General features: G+C 58.8%; 13 protein-coding genes. 4 read left to right on the plus strand and 9 right to left on the minus strand.

Annotated features, from left to right (window positions below; translation table 11 throughout):
* The first annotated feature begins 24 nt into the window (after positions 1 to 24).
* Positions 25 to 678 carry a DedA family protein gene (locus BN1118_RS20455; protein ID WP_043138999.1) on the plus strand — a complete coding sequence of 218 codons (654 nt, stop codon included), beginning with the start codon at positions 25 to 27 and terminating at the stop codon, positions 676 to 678.
* Between the two features lie 79 nt (positions 679 to 757).
* Here the strand turns inward: BN1118_RS20455 and dsbB are convergent, their stop codons facing one another.
* Together dsbB and nhaB are read right to left on the minus strand one after the other, a co-directional pair.
* Positions 758 to 1,279: a disulfide bond formation protein DsbB gene (gene dsbB / locus BN1118_RS20460; RefSeq protein ID WP_042869989.1), complete on the minus strand. Its 522-nt coding sequence runs from the start codon at positions 1,277 to 1,279 to the stop codon at positions 758 to 760.
* 85 nt (positions 1,280 to 1,364) lie between these two features.
* Complete coding sequence (nhaB, locus tag BN1118_RS20465; protein WP_043557743.1) at positions 1,365 to 2,945, minus strand: sodium/proton antiporter NhaB; 1,581 nt, start codon at positions 2,943 to 2,945, stop codon at positions 1,365 to 1,367.
* Positions 2,946 to 3,278: 333 nt separating this feature from the next.
* Between nhaB and fadR the strand changes: the two genes are divergently transcribed.
* The gene (gene fadR / locus BN1118_RS20470) at positions 3,279 to 3,992 is read left to right on the plus strand and encodes a fatty acid metabolism transcriptional regulator FadR (RefSeq protein WP_042869993.1); all 714 of its coding nucleotides are present in this window, start codon (positions 3,279 to 3,281) and stop codon (positions 3,990 to 3,992) included.
* A gap of 57 nt (positions 3,993 to 4,049) precedes the next feature.
* Here the strand turns inward: fadR and BN1118_RS20475 are convergent, their stop codons facing one another.
* From BN1118_RS20475 to BN1118_RS20490, 4 genes are all read right to left on the minus strand, one after another.
* Entirely contained in the window at positions 4,050 to 5,567 is a 1,518-nt protein-coding gene (locus BN1118_RS20475; RefSeq protein ID WP_043557744.1) for a SpoVR family protein, read from the minus strand.
* Between the two features lie 10 nt (positions 5,568 to 5,577).
* Positions 5,578 to 6,849 (minus strand): YeaH/YhbH family protein, encoded by a 1,272-nt coding sequence (locus tag BN1118_RS20480; protein ID WP_043139099.1) that lies wholly within the window; start codon positions 6,847 to 6,849, stop codon positions 5,578 to 5,580.
* A gap of 25 nt (positions 6,850 to 6,874) precedes the next feature.
* The gene (locus BN1118_RS20485; RefSeq protein WP_042868375.1) at positions 6,875 to 8,797 is read right to left on the minus strand and encodes a PrkA family serine protein kinase; all 1,923 of its coding nucleotides are present in this window, start codon (positions 8,795 to 8,797) and stop codon (positions 6,875 to 6,877) included.
* A gap of 570 nt (positions 8,798 to 9,367) precedes the next feature.
* Positions 9,368 to 11,293, minus strand: a complete 1,926-nt coding sequence (locus BN1118_RS20490; RefSeq protein ID WP_043557745.1) for a RecQ family ATP-dependent DNA helicase — start codon at positions 11,291 to 11,293, stop codon at positions 9,368 to 9,370.
* A 337-nt stretch (positions 11,294 to 11,630) separates the two neighbouring features.
* Here BN1118_RS20490 and sstT point away from each other — a divergent pair, with 337 nt between their 5' ends.
* Positions 11,631 to 12,881 carry a serine/threonine transporter SstT gene (sstT, locus tag BN1118_RS20495; protein WP_043557746.1) on the plus strand — a complete coding sequence of 417 codons (1,251 nt, stop codon included), beginning with the start codon at positions 11,631 to 11,633 and terminating at the stop codon, positions 12,879 to 12,881.
* A gap of 457 nt (positions 12,882 to 13,338) precedes the next feature.
* Here sstT and BN1118_RS20500 read toward each other — a convergent pair whose 3' ends face one another.
* From BN1118_RS20500 to pabB, 3 genes are all read right to left on the minus strand, one after another.
* A complete protein-coding gene (locus BN1118_RS20500; RefSeq protein WP_043557747.1) occupies positions 13,339 to 14,637 on the minus strand; it encodes a serine/threonine transporter in 1,299 nt (432 codons plus the stop codon).
* A 215-nt stretch (positions 14,638 to 14,852) separates the two neighbouring features.
* On the minus strand, positions 14,853 to 15,419 hold the full coding sequence (locus tag BN1118_RS20505) for a CoA pyrophosphatase (protein ID WP_043557792.1): 567 nt from the start codon (positions 15,417 to 15,419) through the stop codon (positions 14,853 to 14,855).
* An 82-nt stretch (positions 15,420 to 15,501) separates the two neighbouring features.
* On the minus strand, positions 15,502 to 16,788 hold the full coding sequence (gene pabB, locus BN1118_RS20510; protein WP_043557793.1) for an aminodeoxychorismate synthase component I: 1,287 nt from the start codon (positions 16,786 to 16,788) through the stop codon (positions 15,502 to 15,504).
* 295 nt (positions 16,789 to 17,083) lie between these two features.
* Between pabB and BN1118_RS20515 the strand changes: the two genes are divergently transcribed.
* The gene (locus tag BN1118_RS20515; protein WP_042868385.1) at positions 17,084 to 18,607 is read left to right on the plus strand and encodes a fumarate hydratase; all 1,524 of its coding nucleotides are present in this window, start codon (positions 17,084 to 17,086) and stop codon (positions 18,605 to 18,607) included.
* Positions 18,608 to 18,703: the final 96 nt, after the last annotated feature.

An 18,703-nucleotide genomic window follows, 5' to 3' on the forward strand; every position in this document is an offset into this window, starting at 1 on the left:
CGTTCACTTTATGAGTATGAAAAAATGGATCTGATCCTGTTTGCAATCGACTTTATCCTGCACGTTGACGTGCATTTGAAAGAGCTGTTCGAAAACTATGGTGTCTGGGTTTACGCCATCCTGTTTCTGATCATCTTCTGTGAAACCGGGCTGGTAGTGACACCCTTCCTGCCGGGTGACTCCCTGCTGTTTGCGGCCGGAGCCCTCACCGTGGGCAGCGTGCTGGACGTGCATACCCTGGCTGGGCTGCTGATCGTGGCCGCCGTGCTCGGCAACGTGGTCAACTACACCATTGGCCACTTCTTCGGCGAGCAGCTGTTCCGCAATCCGGACTCCAAGATCTTCCGTCGGGACTATCTGGACAAGACTCATGCCTTCTATGCCAAGCATGGTGGCAAGACCATCATCATCACCCGCTTCCTGCCGATCGTGCGTACCTTTGCCCCCTTCGTGGCGGGCATGGGCGCCATGACCTACCCGCGCTTCCTGGTGTTCAACCTGGTGGGCGGCCTGTTGTGGGTGCTCTCGTTTGTCTACGCCGGTCACTTCTTTGGCAATCTGCCTGTGGTGCGTCAGAACTTTACGTTGCTCATCTTCGGTATCATCGGCATCTCGCTGCTGCCCATGGTGATCGGCATGGTGAAGGCCAGGATGAACGCCAGCAAGGCGGCATCCTGATCCACATCGTGTATGGGTGAGAGATCAGCATGAGAAAAGGGGAGCCAGTGGCTCCCCTTTTTATGTGGTATTGGCAGCCTCAGCTGCAGCAGCGGCCCTTGACCAGGTTGCCGATGGCTACCACCACGAACACCAGCAGGTAGGCGGCGAAGATGGCCACCAGCCACTGGGGCATGGAGAAGCTCAGGAACTGCCAGCTGATCTCGCTGCAATCCCCATCCGGGAAGAACAGCCAGGGGACCCACTGATCGAGGGGGGCCCAGCTCGGGAAGTCGGCAAAGGGGCTGCAGACGTTGAACGGGGAGGGGTTCATCTGATAATCCACATGCTTGAGCGCCAGCTGGAGGCCGCGGAAGGCACTGTAGCCCCACAGCAGCAGGGCGCTCCAGCGCACATACCACTTCTGCGGTGCCACCATGCCGAGCAGGCCTGCCGATATGACCCCCAGCGTGGCGATCCGCTCATAGACGCACATGACGCAGGGATGCAGGCCCAGCACGTGCTGGAAGAAGAGGGCGCTCAACTCGAGGAACAGGGCAGAGGCGGCAAGCAGGCCCCATGCCAGCCGATGGGCGGCGATACGTCGCAGAAACTCAATCATCTGGTTGATCTCACAGAAAAAACAGTGGCTGAATTAGAGCAGAGCAGGGGCTAAAAAGAAAGGGCCCAGGCGGGCCCTTATGGGATCAATGCAGCGCAGGCAGCACCGCAGGCGTGACCTTGTCGAGTACCAGCCAACCGGCCTGATAGAACCACTCGGTTACCGGGCCGAGCAGCATCTCCACCGAGAAGAAACCCACCAGTCCCAGCACCAGGGTATAGGGCAGCGCCATCCACACCATGCGGCCATAGGAGAGGCGCAACAAGGGAGCCAGTGCCGAGGTCAGCATGAACAGGAAGGCGGCCTGGCCGTTGGGGGTGGCGACCGACGGCAGGTTGGTGCCGGTGTTGATGGCGACGGCCAGCAGATCGAACTGCTCACGGCTGATGGCGTTGTTGAGCAGGGCCGTCTTCACCTCATTGATGTAGACGGTGCCGACGAAGACGTTGTCGCTGACCATGGAGAGCAGGCCGTTGGCCAGATAGAAGAGGGCGAGTTGATCGTCCGGCTCAGCTGCCAGCACCCACTGGATCACGGGTTTGAATAGCTGCTGATCTATGATGACGGCCACCACGCTGAAGAAGACGGCGAGCAGGGCGGTGAAGGGCAGGGCCTCCTGGAACGCCTTGCCGAGCGAATGCTCCTCCGTGATGCCGGTCAGTGAGGTCGCCAGCACTATGACAGACAACCCGATCAGCCCCACCGCCGCCAGGTGCATGGCCAGCCCAGTGATCAGCCAGAGGGCGATCAGCGCCTGTACGATCAGCTTGGCCTTGTCTTGTGGGGAGCGCTCGGCCTCTTCGTAGCGGTTGTAATCTTCCATGATGCGTCGCACCGCATCCGGCAACTGGGCGCCATAGCCAAACCAGCGGCACTTCTCGACCAGAATGCAGGTGAGCAGGCCACAGAAAAATACGGGGACAGTGACCGGTGCCATGCGGATGGCAAACTCGCCAAAATGCCAGCCAGCCTGCTCACCTATGATGAGGTTCTGCGGCTCTCCCACCAGGGTGCAGACACCGCCGAGGGCCGTCCCTATGGCGGCATGCATCATCAGGCTGCGCAGGAAGGCACGGAAGTCGTCCAGATGCTGGCGATTGAGTTCGTTGACTGAATTGTCATTGGTGTGGTCGTGTGGATTGCCGAAATCCTTGCCGGAGGAGACCTTGTGGTAGATGGCGTAGAAGCCCGTCGCAACGCTGATCACCACGGCAATCACGGTCAGGGCGTCGAGGAAGGCAGACAGGAAGGCCGATACCAGGCAAAACGCCAGGGAGAGCAGGGTCTTGGAGTGGATCCGGATCAGCAGCTTGGTAAACACGTAGAGCAGCAACTGCTTCATGAAGTAGATGCCGGCCACCATGAACACCAGCAGCAGCAGCACCTCTATGTTGGCCACCAGCTCATGCTTGACCTGCTCTGCCGAGGTCATGCCGATCAGCACGGCCTCGATGGCCAGCAAGCCACCGGGTTGCAGTGGATAGCACTTGAGCGCCATGGCCAGGGTGAAGATGAATTCAACCACCAGCAGCCAGCCGGCGGCGAAAGGGTCGAGATGGAAGGCGATCGGGTTGATCAGCAGAAATAGCAGAATGGCGGCCTTGTACCACTGGGGCGCATTGCCCAGGAAGTTCCTGGCAAAGGCTTGGCCTAAGCTGATTGGCATAATAATGGGTCTCTGTTTTGTTGTGGGTATCTGCGTCTATGCAGTCAAGACAGGCTCGACCAGAACATCCGGATGTTGTCCCTTATCAGATTGATTCCTCATGATTTTAATCAAAAATGGCTTTAACTATAAATAACATAGTGCCCCTTGCCCAAGAGAATGTCCGTTTTATCGCCAGACGGCGGGGTTGGCTGGCACCCATGGTGGAAATACATACATTTATTTAACAAAATAGCCTGCTTATGTGAGCAGAGGACTGACCTTCTGCTTGCCAGCCCTCTCTGCTTTGCTATTATTCGTGGGCCTTTTTGCGTACTACAACAGAGTCACTACATGGTCATAAAAGCGCAGAGCCCTGCAGGGTTTGCCGAGGAATACATCATCGAGTCCATCTGGAACAATCGCTTTCCTCCAGGATCCATATTGCCGGCCGAGCGCGAGCTGTCCGAGCTGATCGGGGTGACTCGTACTACCTTGCGCGAAGTGCTGCAGCGTCTGGCCCGCGATGGCTGGCTCACCATCCAGCATGGCAAACCGACCAAGGTGAACAATTTCTGGGAGACCTCGGGTCTCAACATCCTGGAAACCCTGGCCCGTCTGGATCAGGACAAGGTACCGGATCTGGTGGCCCAGCTGTTGTCGGCCCGCACCAATATCTGCACCATCTTCATCCGTGGCGCGATCCGCAACAACCCTGAGCAAGCCGCCGAGATACTGCGTGGTGCCAATGCGGTGGACAGCACTCCGGAAGCGTATGCGGAGTTTGATTACCGTCTGCATCACCAGCTCTCCTTTGCCTCCGGCAACCCCATCTACGCCCTGATCCTCAATGGCTTCAAGGGGCTCTATAGTCGGGTTGGACGTTACTACTTCTCTGACAAGCAGGCTCGTGAAACGGCGGATGCCTATTACAAGACCTTGCTGGGTCTGGCCGAGACCAAGAATCACGAAGCCGTGTTCATGACGGTACGCCAGTACGGCATAGAGTCCGGCAAGCTGTGGACCCGTCTGCGCCAGGACATGCCGAGCAATCTGTGCGATAACTAATTGCTGATGTAAAGAAAAACGCGCCTTCTGGCGCGTTTTTTATGGCTGAAAGTGGCCTCAGGCCGGTTTCTTCTCCGGACAGCGGCCTATGATGTCGGCGGGCAAGTCGCCGTTATCCTGCTCCAGCACCACATCGAATCCCCATAGCTGATGCAGATGCCTGAGCACCTCGTGGCGGGAATCTCCCAGCGGGATCCGATTGTGCGGCACATAGCGCAGGGTCAGCGAACGATCGCCCTTCACCGCCACGTTGTAGACCTGAATGTTGGGCTCCAGATTGCTCAAGTTGTACTGGGCCGACAGGGTATTGCGCACCAGTCGATAACCCTCCTCGTTGTGGATGGCGGAGACCTTGAGGTAGTTCTTCAGATCGTCATCGTCGATGGCGAACAGCTTCATCTCCCGCATCACCTTGGGACTCAGGAACTGACTGATGAAGCTCTCGTCCTTGAAGTTCTGCATGGCGAAATGCAGGGTATCCACCCAGTTGGTGCCGGCGTAATCGGGGAACCAGTATCTGTCCTCCTCGGTCGGGTGTTCGCAGATGCGGCGCAGATCGGTGAACATGGCGAAACCGAGGGCGTAGGGGTTGATCCCCGAGTAGTAGCGGCTGTTGTAAGGGGGCTGGTACACCACGTTGGTGTGGCTGTGCAGCACCTCTATCATGAAGCGATCGCTGATCTTGCCCTCGTCATACAGGTGATTGAGGATGGTGTAGTGCCAGAAGGTGGCCCAGCCTTCGTTCATCACCTGAGTCTGTTTTTGCGGGTAGAAGTACTGGCTGATCTTGCGCACTATGCGCACTATCTCGCGCTGCCAGGGCTCAAGCAGAGGGGCATTCTTCTCGATGAAGTAGAGGATGTTCTCCTGCGGCTCGGCCGGATAGCGTCTGTCTTCAACCCCCAAGGCTTTGTGCTGCTTGGGCAGGGTGCGCCACAGTTCGTTGACCTGGGTCTGCAGGTAGTCTTCCCGGGCCTTCTGGCGACGTTTCTCCTCCGCCAGCGAGATCTTCTGTGGCCGCTTGTAACGATCTACACCAAAGTTCATCAGCGCATGGCAGGAGTCGAGCAGCTTCTCCACCGCATCTATGCCGTGTTTCTCTTCGCATTCGGTGATGTAGTTCTTGGCAAACAGCAGGTAGTCGATGATGGAGGAGGCGTCGGTCCAGGTCTTGAACAGATAGTTGTTCTTGAAGAAGGAGTTGTGGCCATAGCAGGCGTGCGCCATCACCAACGCCTGCATTGGCATCGTGTTCTCCTCCATCAGGTAGGCGATGCAGGGATCCGAGTTGATGACGATCTCGTAGGCCAGCCCCATCTGGCCGCGCTTGTAGTTGCGCTCGGTGTGGATGAAGCGTTTGCCAAATGACCAGTGCTGGTAGCCGATGGGCATGCCGACACTGGAGTAGGCATCCATCATCTGCTCTGCCGTGATCACTTCGATCTGGTTGGGGTAGGTATCCAGTCGATAGAACCTGGCGACCCGGGCGATCTCCTGATGATAAGTTTCCAGCAGATCGAAGTTCCAGTCCGGGCCATCGTCCAGTGGCGGTACTCTTCTTGCGGTTTCTACCATATGGCCTCCCTCACGCCGCTTGCTTCTTGAACAGCTCCCGGAATACCGGATAAATATCCTCGACCTTGCGAATGTGCTCCATCGCGAAGTGGGGGAACTGGCTGGCCACCGACTCATACTCGTGCCACAGGGTCTGGTGGGCGCGGGTGGTGATCTCGATGTAGGAGTAGTACCGCACCCGCGGCATTATGTCCCGCGTCAGGATCTCCCGGCATTGCGGTGAATCATCGGCCCAGTTGTCACCATCCGAGGCTTGCGCCGCGTAGATGTTCCATTGATGGGCGGGGTAACGCTCGTTGATGATGTCGTTCATCATCTTGAGCGCGCTGGAGACTATGGTGCCGCCCGTTTCCTGAGAGTAGAAAAACTCGTGTTCATCCACTTCCTTGGCCTGGGTGTGGTGGCGAATGTAGACCACTTCCACGTTCTTGTAGGTCCGGCTCAGGAACAGATAGAGCAGGATGTAGAAGCGCTTGGCCATCTCCTTGGTGGCCTGATCCATGGAGCCCGACACGTCCATCAGGCAGAACATCACCGCCTGGCTGGAAGGCACGGGCCGTTTGACGAAGTTGTTGAATTTGAGATCGAAGGTGTCGATGAAGGGCACGGCTGCGATCCGCCGTTTCAGTTCTCTGATCTCTTTCTCAAGCAGGGCAATTTCGGCGAAATGCTCGTTGGGATCGGCCGCCAGCAGGGTCAGCCGCTCTTCCAGCTCATGAAGCTGGCGTTTTTTGCCCGATTGCAGCGCCATGCGCCGGGCCAATGAGTTTTGCAGCGAGCGCACCACGTTGATATTGGCGGGCACCCCGTTGGAGGTGTAGCCCGCTCGGTAGGTTTTCACTTCCATCAGCTGGTTGAGCTGAGTTTTCTGCAGGCGTGGCAGCTCCAGGTCTTCAAACAGCAGATCCAGATACTCATCCTTGGAGATCTGGAACACGAAATCGTCAGCCCCTTCCCCCTGATTGGATGCCTGGCCTTCGCCCGAGCCCTGGCCCGCACCCCCTCCCTTGGGGCGGTCAATCTTGTCACCAGAGACGAATTGATCATTGCCGGGATGCACCATCTCCCGTTTACCGCCTTGCCCCTGATGGAAATGGGGTTCGCCGATATCCTTGGTCGGGATGCTGATGCTCTCGCCCTTGTCTACGTCCTGAATGCTGCGCTTGGAGACAGCATCCGAGACCGCTTGTTTGATCTGCTTCTTGTAGCGGCGGATGAAGCGCTGCCGATTGACAGCGCTTTTGTTTTTGCCGTTGAGCCTGCGGTCGATAAAATGCGCCATAACTCCCCCTTGAACCACGGCAGGGTCAGGATGACTTGCGTACCCTGAGATACCATTCGGAGAGCAGTCGCACCTGTTTGCGGGTGTAGCCTTTCTCCATCATCCGTTCGACAAAGTTATCGTGCTTCTTCTGCTCCTCGGCCGAGGTTTTGCTGTTGAAGGAGATAACCGGCAGCAGCTCTTCCGTGTTGGAGAACATCTTCTTCTCGATCACGGTGCGCAGCTTCTCGTAACTGGTCCAGTTGGGGTTACGGCCTGCATTGTTGGCTCGGGCCCGCAGCACGAAGTTGACGATTTCGTTGCGAAAATCCTTCGGATTGCTGATCCCGGCGGGTTTCTCAATCTTCTCCAGCTCACTGTTGAGCGATGCCCTGTCAAACAGCTGACCGGTTTCCGGGTCACGGTACTCCTGATCCTGGATCCAGAAGTCGGCGTAGGTGACGTAGCGATCGAAGATGTTCTGGCCGTACTCCGAATAGGATTCGAGGTAAGCGGTCTGGATCTCCTTGCCGATGAACTCCACATAGCGCGGGGTCAGATAGCCCTTGATGAACTCGAGATAGCGATCATGCAACTCCTGCGGGAACTGCTCACGTTCAATCTGCTGCTCCAGCACGTAGAAGAGATGCACCGGGTTGGCCGCTACTTCCGCGTGGTCAAAGTTGAAGACGCGGGATAGGATCTTGAACGCAAAGCGGGTCGACAGGCCATTCATGCCCTCGTCCACACCGGCATAGTCGCGATACTCCTGATAGCTCTTCGCCTTGGGATCCGTGTCTTTCAGGCTCTCGCCATCGTAGACCCGCATCTTGGAGTAGAGGCTGGAGTTTTCCGGCTCTTTCAGTCGGGAAAGGACGGAGAACTGACCCAGCAGCTCCAGAGTGCCGGGCGCGCACTTGGCGTCGGTCAACTCACTGTTGATCAGCAGTTTTTCGTAGATCTTTACCTCTTCCGAGACACGCAGGCAGTAGGGCACCTTGACGATGTAGACACGGTCGAGGAAGGCCTCGTTGTTCTTGTTGTTGCGGAACTGCTGCCACTCGGATTCGTTGGAGTGAGCCAGCAGAATGCCGTCGAAGGGAAGGGCGGAAAGCCCCTCTGTGCCGTTGTAGTTCCCCTCCTGGGTCGCGGTCAGCAGCGGGTGCAGCACCTTGATGGGTGCCTTGAACATCTCCACGAACTCCATGATCCCCTGGTTCGCCTTGCACAGCGCCCCCGAGTAGGAGTAGGCATCGGCATCATCCTGGGCAAAATGCTCCAGCATGCGGATGTCGACCTTGCCGACCAGAGAGGAGATATCCTGGTTGTTGTCATCGCCCGGTTCTGTCTTGGCGATGGCAATCTGATCGAGGATGGAGGGGTTGACCTTCTCTACCTTGAACTTGGAGATGTCGCCACCGAACTCGTGCAGTCGCTTGGCCACCCAGGGTGACATGATGGGGCGCAGGTAGCGGCGCGGGATGCCGTACTCTTTTTCCAGCAGCTCACCATCCTCTTCGATGTCGAACAGACAGAAGGGGTGATCGTTGACCGGTGAGCCCTTGATGCGATAGACAGGCACTTTCTGCATCAGAGACTTGAGTTTTTCAGCCAGAGAGGATTTGCCGCCGCCAACCGGCCCCAGCAGATAGAGGATCTGCTTCTTCTCTTCCAGCCCTTGAGCCGAGTGCTTGAGGTAGGAGACGATCTGTTCGATGGCCTCTTCCATGCCGTAGAAATCTTTGAAGGCGGGATAGCGTGCGACGACGCGGTTGGAAAAAAGGCGACTGAGTCTGGGATTGACCGAGGTGTCGATCATTTCCGGCTCGCCGATGGCGACCAGCAAGCGTTCGGCAGCGGAGGCATAGCAGGCTTTGTCCTGCTTACACATATCCAGAAACTCCTGGATGCTGTACTCCTCTTCCCTGGCTTTCTCGTATCGCTGTTGATAATGCTCGAAGATGCCCATAACTTTGCCCTCGTTATAGTCGCTTACCCTGAAAAGAGTGGATCACTACTTTTGTTCTGTTTACCTCATTAAGCCTAGTCAACAGCCCCCAGTAATCCATCACCATCTATTGGTTTAAATTTGCAAGGGTACTTCCCGATCCTGATGCGGGAAGGCGCAATCAGTGACACACCTATGTTACTGACTGTTAAATTATTTTTGCCACGATAGTGAGGTAAATGTCAAAGACATAAAAAATAAATGTTTGCCAGAAAATGGAAAGAAGATCGAATTTATCGGGTCATCTGGCTGCAGCCTAGACAGGGCAAGGGGAGGGGGAGTGGCAAGAGGGAAATGCATTACGTTTACGTCAGCGTAATGCAGTCTGTTTGGTGCTTTGGCTCTAATTTTTACATTGACGCTACATTGCGGCTGCTCTAGATTGGCCCTGTGTCAGGCAGTCAGCGCTTTAGCAAGAGAGTGGTTGGCTGCTGGATACAAAGCTCTGTTTAAGCACGTTTCCGTTGGCTTGACCCTCGCAAAAGCGAGGGTCTTATTTTTTCAGCGCAGTGTGAACATGCACAGAGATGATCAGTCGTTATGGGCAGGGTAGATCCGTGACACGGCCGCCAGCACGTCGGCAAACGGATGCATGGCCAGCTGACCAAAGCCCGCCAGGCTTTTTGCCTTGACCCGGGTGGTCAGTGGCGTGGCGATGCCGCACAGAAAACGGGTCAGAATGCGAGGATGGCGGCTGTGGCACAAGGCGATCAGGGGATCGCACCAGGCGCGCAACCCGCTTTCGTTGGGCAGGGTGAGGCTAGGTAGTGGTGGCAGGACGGCGACCTCGCCACGGCAGACTGAGCAGTGCCCGCACTGGCTTGGCGCCTGCTCATCGGCAAAGTAGCGGGCCAGTTCATGGCTCAGGCAGCGAGCCGATGTAAAGAAAGCCAGCAATGCCTGCAACCGGGCCAGTTCACTCAACTCCTTCTTCTCGAACAGGGTATACAGCTCATCGGCCAGAACATCTATGTCCACCCCCTTGCGCAGGATCCGATAGACATCCGTCATCTGCTTGCTTTCCAGCTCGATCCAGCCCTGCTGTTGCAGATAATCCAGTGCCGCCGCCGCTCGCTGCCGCTCCCCCTGATAGCCTTGCCAGAGTGCATCGAAGTCCATGGTGCACCAGCTGCGCGCCTGCGGGGCGCAGGCAAACAGCTGCTCCAGGAACTGGCGGCGATCCGGATTGAAACGGGCGAGGATCTCGGCCTTGTCCTGCACGAACTTGAAGCGATACTCGGCGAAATAGCTGTAGGCAGGCGCTATGATGCCCGCCATCTCCAGATAGACCAGCAGCGTCTTGAGCGGTAACTGACGGATGTTGGTGTCGTTGGAGAGGCGCAGCAGACCAAACTCCCACTCGTTGCCGCTTTGCTGCAGGATCTCGAGCAGCGCCACTATGGCGGTGCGATCGGGCGTATCCCCGTACACGAAATTCTCCAGCACGGGGAGCTGGGCGCGGTTGGCCAGCACTATGCAGCGGGAAGGGAGCCCATCCCGCCCGGCACGGCCGATCTCTTGGCTGTAGTTCTCGATGGATTTGGGCAGATCGTAGTGAATGACCCGGCGAATATCGGCCTTGTCGATCCCCATGCCAAAGGCGATGGTGGCCACGATGCAATCCACCTTGCCTGCCATGAAGTCATGCTGGATCTGGCTGCGCAGGGCCGAGTCGAGCCCGGCATGATAGGCACGCGCCCTGATCCCCGCCCGTTGCAGCAGCTCGGCGCACTGTTGCGCCGTGTGCTGCAAGGTGACATAGACGATGGTGGGGGCGCCGGGCTCCCGTCGCACTTCCGCTTGCAGCCAGCCATCGCGCGCCTCGGCGGGCAGCGGCACGACGGCCAGATCCAGGTTGGCGCGATAGAAGCCGGTGACGATCAGCCCCTCATCTTCGATATCGAACTTGGCCTGCATGTCGGCCATGACAGCCGGCGTTGCGGTCGCGGTCAGCAGCAACACCTGGGGGATCTTCAGCTCGCGGCGGTAAGTCGGCAGTTTGAGGTAATCGGGTCGAAAGTTGTGACCCCACTCCGAGATGCAGTGCGCTTCATCTACCACCAGCATTGACAGCGGCACCTGCTGGATGAAGCGGCGAAAGCGCTCGTTCTTGAGCCGCTCCACCGAGATCATCAGGATCTTGAGCTGACCGTCACTGACCTGCTGCATCACCCGGCGGCTCTCCTCCGGCGTCTGGCTCGAATCCAGGGTCGCGGCGGCTATCCCCTTGCTGCGCAAGAAGGCGAGCTGGTCGTGCATCAACGCGATCAGCGGGGAGATCACCAGGGTCAGGTGGGGCAGGGCAAGGGCGGGCAGCTGGTAACAGAGAGACTTGCCGGAGCCGGTGGGGAAGATGGCGGCGGCGCTCTGGCCTGCCAGCAACCGGCTGATCACCGCCTCCTGACCGGGCCTTAACTGGTCGAAGCCGAAGTGGCGGGTCAACAGGGACGAGATCATGGCAGGACTCCAGTACAAAACCGGCATGATACCACCGCCAGTGAGTGTCTGGACGGCTATCCGGGGGAAAACAGCATCCAATTGGGCGCTGTTGATATTGTGTTATCGCATTGTTGTGGATTTTTTGTGAGGTTAACCGGATATTTTTCAGTGATTATGTGGAAAAAAGCGATTGCAGATGGGATATTCCTTGTCCGCAATCCCGTGTGTTTCCGGACAGGCTCAACAGAAGGCTTGCCGGGGCAGATGACGCCATCCTGTGACATGGGTGTCGCCTGGCGTAGCGGTTGCCAACAGGACTAATGATTCACGCACTTAGGTGCTCAGGGACTATTTGATGACACAACAACACCCCCTCATGCGACTGGTCAACAGCACCAGTCTGGTTAGCCAGATCCTGGTCGGTCTGGTACTCGGTATCCTGCTTGCCATGTTCATGCCGGAATGGGCCAAAACGGCGGGTCTGCTTGGCAGCCTGTTCGTCGGTGCCTTGAAGGCGGTTGCTCCACTGCTGGTCTTTGTACTGGTGATGGCGGCGATCATCGGCCACAAGCAGGGCCAGAAGAGCAACATGAAGCCGATCCTGCTGCTCTATCTGCTGGGCACCTTCCTGGCTGCTGCGGTCGCCGTCGTGGCCAGCTTCCTGTTCCCCTCCAACCTGCATCTGGTGGCAAGCAGCGCCGAGATCACCCCGCCGGGCGGCATCACTGAGGTGCTGCAGACCCTGCTGTTCAACGTGGTGACCAACCCGGTGAAGGCGCTGATGGATGCGAACTACATAGGTATCCTGGCCTGGGCCATCGGTCTTGGCATCGCCATGCGCCACGCCAATGACAGCACCAAGGCGATGATCACCGATCTCTCCCACGGTGTCTCCACCATCGTCAAGGCGGTGATCCGCTGCGCCCCCCTCGGCATTCTGGGCCTGGTTGCCTCCACCCTGGCCGAGACCGGCTTCGATGCGCTGTTTGGCTATGCCCACCTGCTGATGGTACTGATCGGCTGCATGCTGTTCATCGCCTTCGTGGTCAACCCGCTGATTGTGTTCTGGAAGATCAAGCGCAACCCCTATCCGCTGGTGCTGACCTGCCTGAAAGAGAGCGGCGTGACCGCCTTCTTCACCCGCAGCTCCGCCGCCAACATCCCGGTCAACATGACACTGTGTGAAAAACTGCGTCTGCCGGAAGACACCTATGCGGTCTCCATCCCGCTGGGTGCCACCATCAACATGGCCGGTGCCGCCATCACCATCACAGTGCTCTCCATGGCGGCGGTACACACCCTAGGGATGGAAGTGGATCTGGCCACCGCCATTCTGCTCTCCGTGGTCGCCACCATCAGCGCCTGTGGCGCATCCGGCGTGGCCGGCGGCTCCCTGCTGCTGATCCCGCTGGCATGCAGCCTGTTCGGCATCAGCAACGACATCGCCATGCAGGTGGTGGCCGTGGGCTTCATCATAGGGGTGTTGCAGGACTCCGCCGAAACGGCCCTCAACAGCTCCACCGACGTGCTGTTTACCGCCGCGGCCTGCATGGCCGAGGATGAAACCCTGCTGGATGCCTCGCCGGTGCCCAATACCGAAGCCTGATAGCCAGCTTCATGGCTCCATGGACAACGCCCTCATTCGAGGGCGTTTTTTATGCCGGTTTGCCACGGCCGAATAAAGGAGAGCCGCGTGCAAGCAAGCCCAGCCATGGTGGTTGCTTGTCTATCTGCAAGGCCGCAACGTCAGGTCAGTGCGGTCAGCCACATCAACGGTTTGCAAGCGTGCGGCCGTGACATGGCAAGAGACCCATGGACGTAAGCCATACGGGCGGCGCGAGGTTTATCTGAGGAAAATCATGGGGATGGGTGGGATCATGTTATCCGCCTGCCTTGCCGAGACCGGCTCTGAGGTTGCGAACAACACGCCAGCCTGGGATAGGGTGCTCAAACTGGCGGCCATGGTCAGGTCACCGACTTGGGCTGGGAGACGCCATAAAAATGCCCGCCATCATGGGCGGGCACTTGCGGCAGGCATCGGCCTTGTCGTCAGCTTCTGGCGATTAGCCGACCATCTGGTAGAGGATGGCTGAGATGGCGATCGTGCCCATCAGGGCGACGAAGGCGTTGCTGATGTGGCCCTGATATTTCGCCATGGCCGGCACGCGCTTGATGGCGTACATCGGCATGATGAAGAGGATGGTGGCTATGATGGGGCCACCCAGAGATTCAATCATGCCGAGGATGGAGGGGTTGGCTACCGCCGTGCCCCACAGGGTCAGGATGAAGAAGGCGATGATGAATATCTCGACCTTCTTGTGGTTCGGCTCTTTGCCTGACTTGCGCAGGTTCTGCACTATCATGCCTTTCAGGCCTTCACGGGCACCCAGGTAGTGACCGAAGAAGGAGGAGACGATGGCCACGAACGCAACCAGCGGGCCGAAGTAGGAGATGATGGGGCTGGCATGCTGGTTCGCCAGGTAGGAGAGCACGGCTATGTTCTGGGACTTGGCTTCTGCCAGCTGGGCCGGGGTCAGGCTCATGACGCAGGAGAAGACGAAGAACATCACGAAGCCCAGCAGTATGGTGGCGGTGCGCTTGAGAATGGCGTCGGATTTTTCGACCGCATGCTCGCCATGATCACGGCGCTGGGCCAGGGAGAAGCTGGAGATGGCCGGGCTGTGGTTGAAGGAGAACACCAGTACCGGGATGGTCAGCCACAGGGTGGTGGCGAAATCCTTGGCAGAGGGCACCTGGGAGAGGGCGGCGCCGGTCCAGTCCGGGATCAGGTAGAAGGAGATCCCCACCAGGATGGCGATGAGCGGGTAGACCAGGAACTCGGTGACCTTCAGCATCAGCTTCTCGCCGGCCAGCATCACCGACATCATGCCCATGATCAGCACTATGGAGAGGATCCAGCGCGGTGGTGCCGTCATCTGCAACTGATTGACCATGAAGCTTTCGACCGTGTTGGTGATACCGACACCGTAGATCAGCACTATGGGATAGATGGCAAAGAAGTAGAGCAGGGTGATTAATTTACCGGCACCCACCCCGAAGTGCTCTTCCACCACTTCCGTGATGTCGGCATTGGGCTTGCTGGAGGAGAGTACGAACCGGGCCAGGCCGCGGTGAGCCAGGTAGGTCATGGGGCCGACCAGCAGCGCCATCACCACCAGTGGCCAGAAGCCACCCATGCCGGCGTTGATGGGCAGGAACAGTATGCCAGCGCCGACGGCGGTGCCGAACAGGCTGATCACCCAACTGGTGTCTTGTTTGGTCCAACCACGAGATTGGATGGAGCGGGTTCCTTGCTCCTGTGAGGTCGCAACGTCCTGTGCGCCGGTGACAGTATTAGTCATGTATCTCACCCCGAATGTGTGGTTTTAATTAGTCGGCGCAAGGATACGGTTTTTTTAATCAAAAATGTTGATGAAATTCATCTTAATGAGGGCCAGACCCGCACTCTTTTGCGGAAATGTGATCGAAGGAAGAATTAATCAATTATTTTTTATAAATCGCTTCGTTATTTTAGTGTTAACGAGCAAATGTTGCACAGTAATCTGTTGACGAAATGTTATATCGAAATCTGGCGAGACAGTTGGCGGATCATGCTGGCGGTCGCCCCCCAGATAAAGTGGTCCTGCCAGGGTATCCAGTAGATGGTGTGGCGGTGATCGGCTCTGGGAATGGTCAGGGCGATATGGTGGTGCGGATCCAGCAGGTGATTGAGCGGCACTTCGAAGGCCTGCGCCACCTCATCCCGGCTCAGGGTGAGCTGATAATCGGCGGCCACCAGTCCCAGTACCGGCAGCACCTCGTATTGGGAGACGGTATTGAGGGGGCTGAGGGTGCCTATGATCTCGATCTGGGCGGGCGCGATGCCGAGCTCTTCCTGGGTTTCCCGCAGCGCAGTGTGGATCAGATCCCGGTCGTCGGGATCCTGCCTGCCCCCGGGGAAGCTTATCTGGCCCGCATGATGGCGCAGGTGCGGGCTGCGACGGGTCAGCAGCAGTTGCAGGCCGTCGGCCCGCTCGACCAGCGGCAGCAAGACGGCGGCGGGCTTGAGCCCTGCCACCGTCAGCCGATGGGCAGGGGCGGGGCGTTGCAGCAAGAAGCGGGTCAGCAGTTCGGTGCGGTCCATCTGGGCTATGTCTCTCAACTCTTCTCTTGGATCTGCCCTTGAGTCTCTCGCGTGGCGATCCATCTGTCCATTCGTCAGGCGCTCAGCGCAGCGCATCCAGCAGCGGCAGTATGCGGGCCACCTTGTCATAGGTCTCCTGATACTCGCTGTCCACCTCGGAGTCGGCGATGACGCCGCCACCGGCCCAGCAGTGCAGCTGGCCATCCGCCGCTATCAGGGTGCGGATGCAGATGCTGGTGTCCATCCGGCCATGCTGGCTCAGGTAGCCGATGCTGCCGCAGTAGGCGTTGCGTCGCTGGGGCTCCAGCTCCTCTATGATCTCCATCGCCCTGATCTTGGGGGCTCCCGTGATGGAACCGCCCGGGAAACAGGCGCGCAGCAGATCCACCGCCTGCCAGCGGCTGTCCAGTTCGCCGTGTATGGTGGAGACCAGATGGTGCACCGCCGGGAATGACTCCACCGCGAACAGGCTGGGCACATGGACTGAACCTGGCCGGCTCACCCTGCCGATATCGTTGCGCAGCAGGTCCACTATCATCAGATTTTCCGATCTGTCCTTGTCGGCGCCAGCCAGTTCGAGGGCGCTGGCCTGATCTTGCTCCGGATCGGCAAGCCGTGGACGGGTGCCCTTGATGGGCTTGGTTTCGATATGGCGGTCATCGAGCAGCAGGAACCGCTCGGGGGAGAGGCTCAGGATGGCGCTCCGGGGCAGCCGGATAAAGGCCGAGAAGGGGGCCCGGTTGGCGCGGGACAACGCCTGATAAGCCTGCCATTCATCACCGCGGTAGGCGGCGCTGAAGCGCTGGGTCAGGTTGATCTGGTAACAGTCCCCGGCACTCAGGTAAGCCTGTACCCGCGCAAATTTCTCGCCATATTCGGCGCGGCTCATGTTGCTGCGCCACTCCCCTTGCAGGGCAAATGGCGGCGCTGGCAGCTCGTGCTGCGCGGCCAGCCACTGCAGCCGGCGATGGAGGCCGGCCTCGTCACCCCAGTGCACCAGCTGCCAGGCGCCGCTCGCCACCTCTCGCAGCAGCGCCCAGTCATAAATGCCCACCGCCATGTCTGGCACGGACACATCCCGCTCAGCCTGCACCGGCAGCCGTTCGAAGCGGCGGCCCAGATCATAGCCAAACAGCCCGAGGGCGCCGCCAATAAAAGGCAGCGCGTCGCTGTGTGGCGCCAGCTCACCCAGCAGTTCGCGCTGCCGTTGTGCCAGCAGGGTCAGGGGATCGGCATCAAATGACTGGCGCTGTTCACCCTGGGCTATCCAGGTCAAGGGCCCCTCGGTCTGCAGGGTCGCCAGCGGGTCGGCTGTGATGATGTCAAACCGGTTGTCCGCCCCTTGAGGGCCGGCCGACTCCAGCAACATGGCCCAGGGCTGATGATGCAGGCGGGCAAACAGCGCATGCAGCGCCGTCTGGTGATCAAAATGGTGGATATGAAGAGTTGGTTTCATTTTTTGTTACACAGGCAACAGTTTGCACCCTGCTCCCTAGCCGGTACGGGGGGGCAAGCGTATCATAGGCGCCGGAATTTTTAGAAAAAACACGCCGTTGTCTATCGGATCTGCAGGCACCTCGCCTGGCATCACAACACCGAAGCACGGCTCATATGGAAGCCCTTGCTCTGCCGTCACGGCGAAGACAAGGACCAGTGAGGATGATATGAGCATCATTAAAAAACAGGATTTTATCGATTCCGTCGCCGACGCCCTGCAGTACATCTCCTACTATCACCCCCTCGATTTCGTCCATGCCGCCAAGGCCGCCTATGACCGCGAGATCAACCCGGCCGCCAAGGATGCCCTGGCCCAGATCCTGATCAACTCCCGCATGTCCGCCGAAGGCCATCGCCCCCTGTGTCAGGATACGGGTATCGTCACCTGTTTCGTCAAGATCGGCATGCAGGTTCAGTGGGACAGCGACATGACGGTGCAGGAGATGGTGGACGAGGGCACTCGCCGCGCTTACACCAATCCGGACAACCCGCTGCGCGCCTCGGTACTGGCCGACCCGGCCGGCAGCCGCAAGAACACCAAGGATAACGCCCCTGCTGTCGTGCACATCGACATGATCCCCGGCAACAAGGTGGAAGTGAGCATAGCGGCGAAGGGCGGCGGCTCCGAGAACAAATCCAAGATGGTGATGCTCAACCCCTCCGATGATGTGGTCGAGTGGGTGCTGAAAACCGTGCCGACCATGGGCGCCGGCTGGTGCCCGCCCGGCATGCTGGGGATTGGCATCGGCGGCACCGCCGAGAAGGCGGCCGTGCTGGCCAAGGAAGCCCTGATGGAGCATATCGACATTCAGGAGCTGATCGCTCGTGGTCCCGAGACCACCGAAGAGAAGCTGCGGGTCGAGCTCTATGACAAGGTCAACAAGCTCGGGATTGGCGCTCAGGGCCTGGGCGGCCTCACTACCGTGCTGGACGTGAAGGTCAAGAGCGCCCCGACCCATGCCGCCTCCAAGCCGGTGGTGATGATCCCCAACTGCGCCGCCACCCGCCATGTCCACTTCGAACTGGATGGCTCGGGCCCGGCCGAGCTGACCCCGCCGAAACTGGCCGATTGGCCGGAGATCACCCGCGAAGCGGGGGCCAACGTGCGTCGCGTCAATGTCGACGGCATCACCAAGGCCGAGCTCGCCAGCTGGAAGAGCGGCGATACTGTACTGCTCTCCGGCAAGATCCTCACCGGTCGCGACGCCGCCCACAAGCGCATCGCCGACATGCTCAAGAAGGGGGAAGGCTTGCCGGAAGGGGTCGATTTCACCAACCGCTTCATCTATTACGTCGGCCCGGTCGATGCGGTGCGTGACGAAGTGGTCGGCCCGGCCGGTCCCACCACCTCCACCCGGATGGACAAGTTCACCGACATGATGCTGGGTGAAACCGGCCTCATCGGCATGATCGGCAAATCCGAGCGTGGCCCCAAGACGGTCGAGAGCATCAAGCAGCACCAGGCCGTCTATCTGATGGCCGTCGGTGGCGCCGCCTATCTGGTGGCCAAGGCGATCAAGAAGGCGCGTGTGGTGGCCTTTGCCGATCTGGGCATGGAAGCCATCTATGAGTTCGAGGTGGAAGACATGCCGGTGACAGTGGCGGTGGACTCGCAGGGCAACAACATACATGAGACAGGCCCGGCCTACTGGTCGGCCAAGATTGCCGAGCTCGATGGCAAGCTCTCCTGAGTGGCCCAACTCGCAGGTTGAGTTCAACAATAGGTACTGCGCAAAAAGGCGACCCCAGGGTCGCCTTTTTCTATGAGTGGCAGGCCGGATTGGCGA

Origin of the sequence: Aeromonas bestiarum (assembly GCF_000819745.1) — a bacterium.
Taxonomy (GTDB): domain Bacteria; phylum Pseudomonadota; class Gammaproteobacteria; order Enterobacterales; family Aeromonadaceae; genus Aeromonas; species Aeromonas bestiarum.

Excerpts from the sequence above, each read along its gene's own strand:
- BN1118_RS20455 (WP_043138999.1), top strand. The coding sequence starts at position 25 with ATGGATCTGATCCTGTTTGCAATCGACTTTATCCTGCACGTTGACGTG.
- dsbB (WP_042869989.1), bottom strand. The coding sequence starts at position 1,279 with ATGATTGAGTTTCTGCGACGTATCGCCGCCCATCGGCTGGCATGGGGC.
- nhaB (WP_043557743.1), bottom strand. The coding sequence starts at position 2,945 with ATGCCAATCAGCTTAGGCCAAGCCTTTGCCAGGAACTTCCTGGGCAAT.
- fadR (WP_042869993.1), top strand. The coding sequence starts at position 3,279 with ATGGTCATAAAAGCGCAGAGCCCTGCAGGGTTTGCCGAGGAATACATC.
- BN1118_RS20475 (WP_043557744.1), bottom strand. The coding sequence starts at position 5,567 with ATGGTAGAAACCGCAAGAAGAGTACCGCCACTGGACGATGGCCCGGAC.
- BN1118_RS20480 (WP_043139099.1), bottom strand. The coding sequence starts at position 6,849 with ATGGCGCATTTTATCGACCGCAGGCTCAACGGCAAAAACAAAAGCGCT.
- BN1118_RS20485 (WP_042868375.1), bottom strand. The coding sequence starts at position 8,797 with ATGGGCATCTTCGAGCATTATCAACAGCGATACGAGAAAGCCAGGGAA.
- BN1118_RS20490 (WP_043557745.1), bottom strand. The coding sequence starts at position 11,293 with ATGATCTCGTCCCTGTTGACCCGCCACTTCGGCTTCGACCAGTTAAGG.
- sstT (WP_043557746.1), top strand. The coding sequence starts at position 11,631 with ATGACACAACAACACCCCCTCATGCGACTGGTCAACAGCACCAGTCTG.
- BN1118_RS20500 (WP_043557747.1), bottom strand. The coding sequence starts at position 14,637 with ATGACTAATACTGTCACCGGCGCACAGGACGTTGCGACCTCACAGGAG.
- BN1118_RS20505 (WP_043557792.1), bottom strand. The coding sequence starts at position 15,419 with ATGGACCGCACCGAACTGCTGACCCGCTTCTTGCTGCAACGCCCCGCC.
- pabB (WP_043557793.1), bottom strand. The coding sequence starts at position 16,788 with ATGTTGCTGGAGTCGGCCGGCCCTCAAGGGGCGGACAACCGGTTTGAC.
- BN1118_RS20515 (WP_042868385.1), top strand. The coding sequence starts at position 17,084 with ATGAGCATCATTAAAAAACAGGATTTTATCGATTCCGTCGCCGACGCC.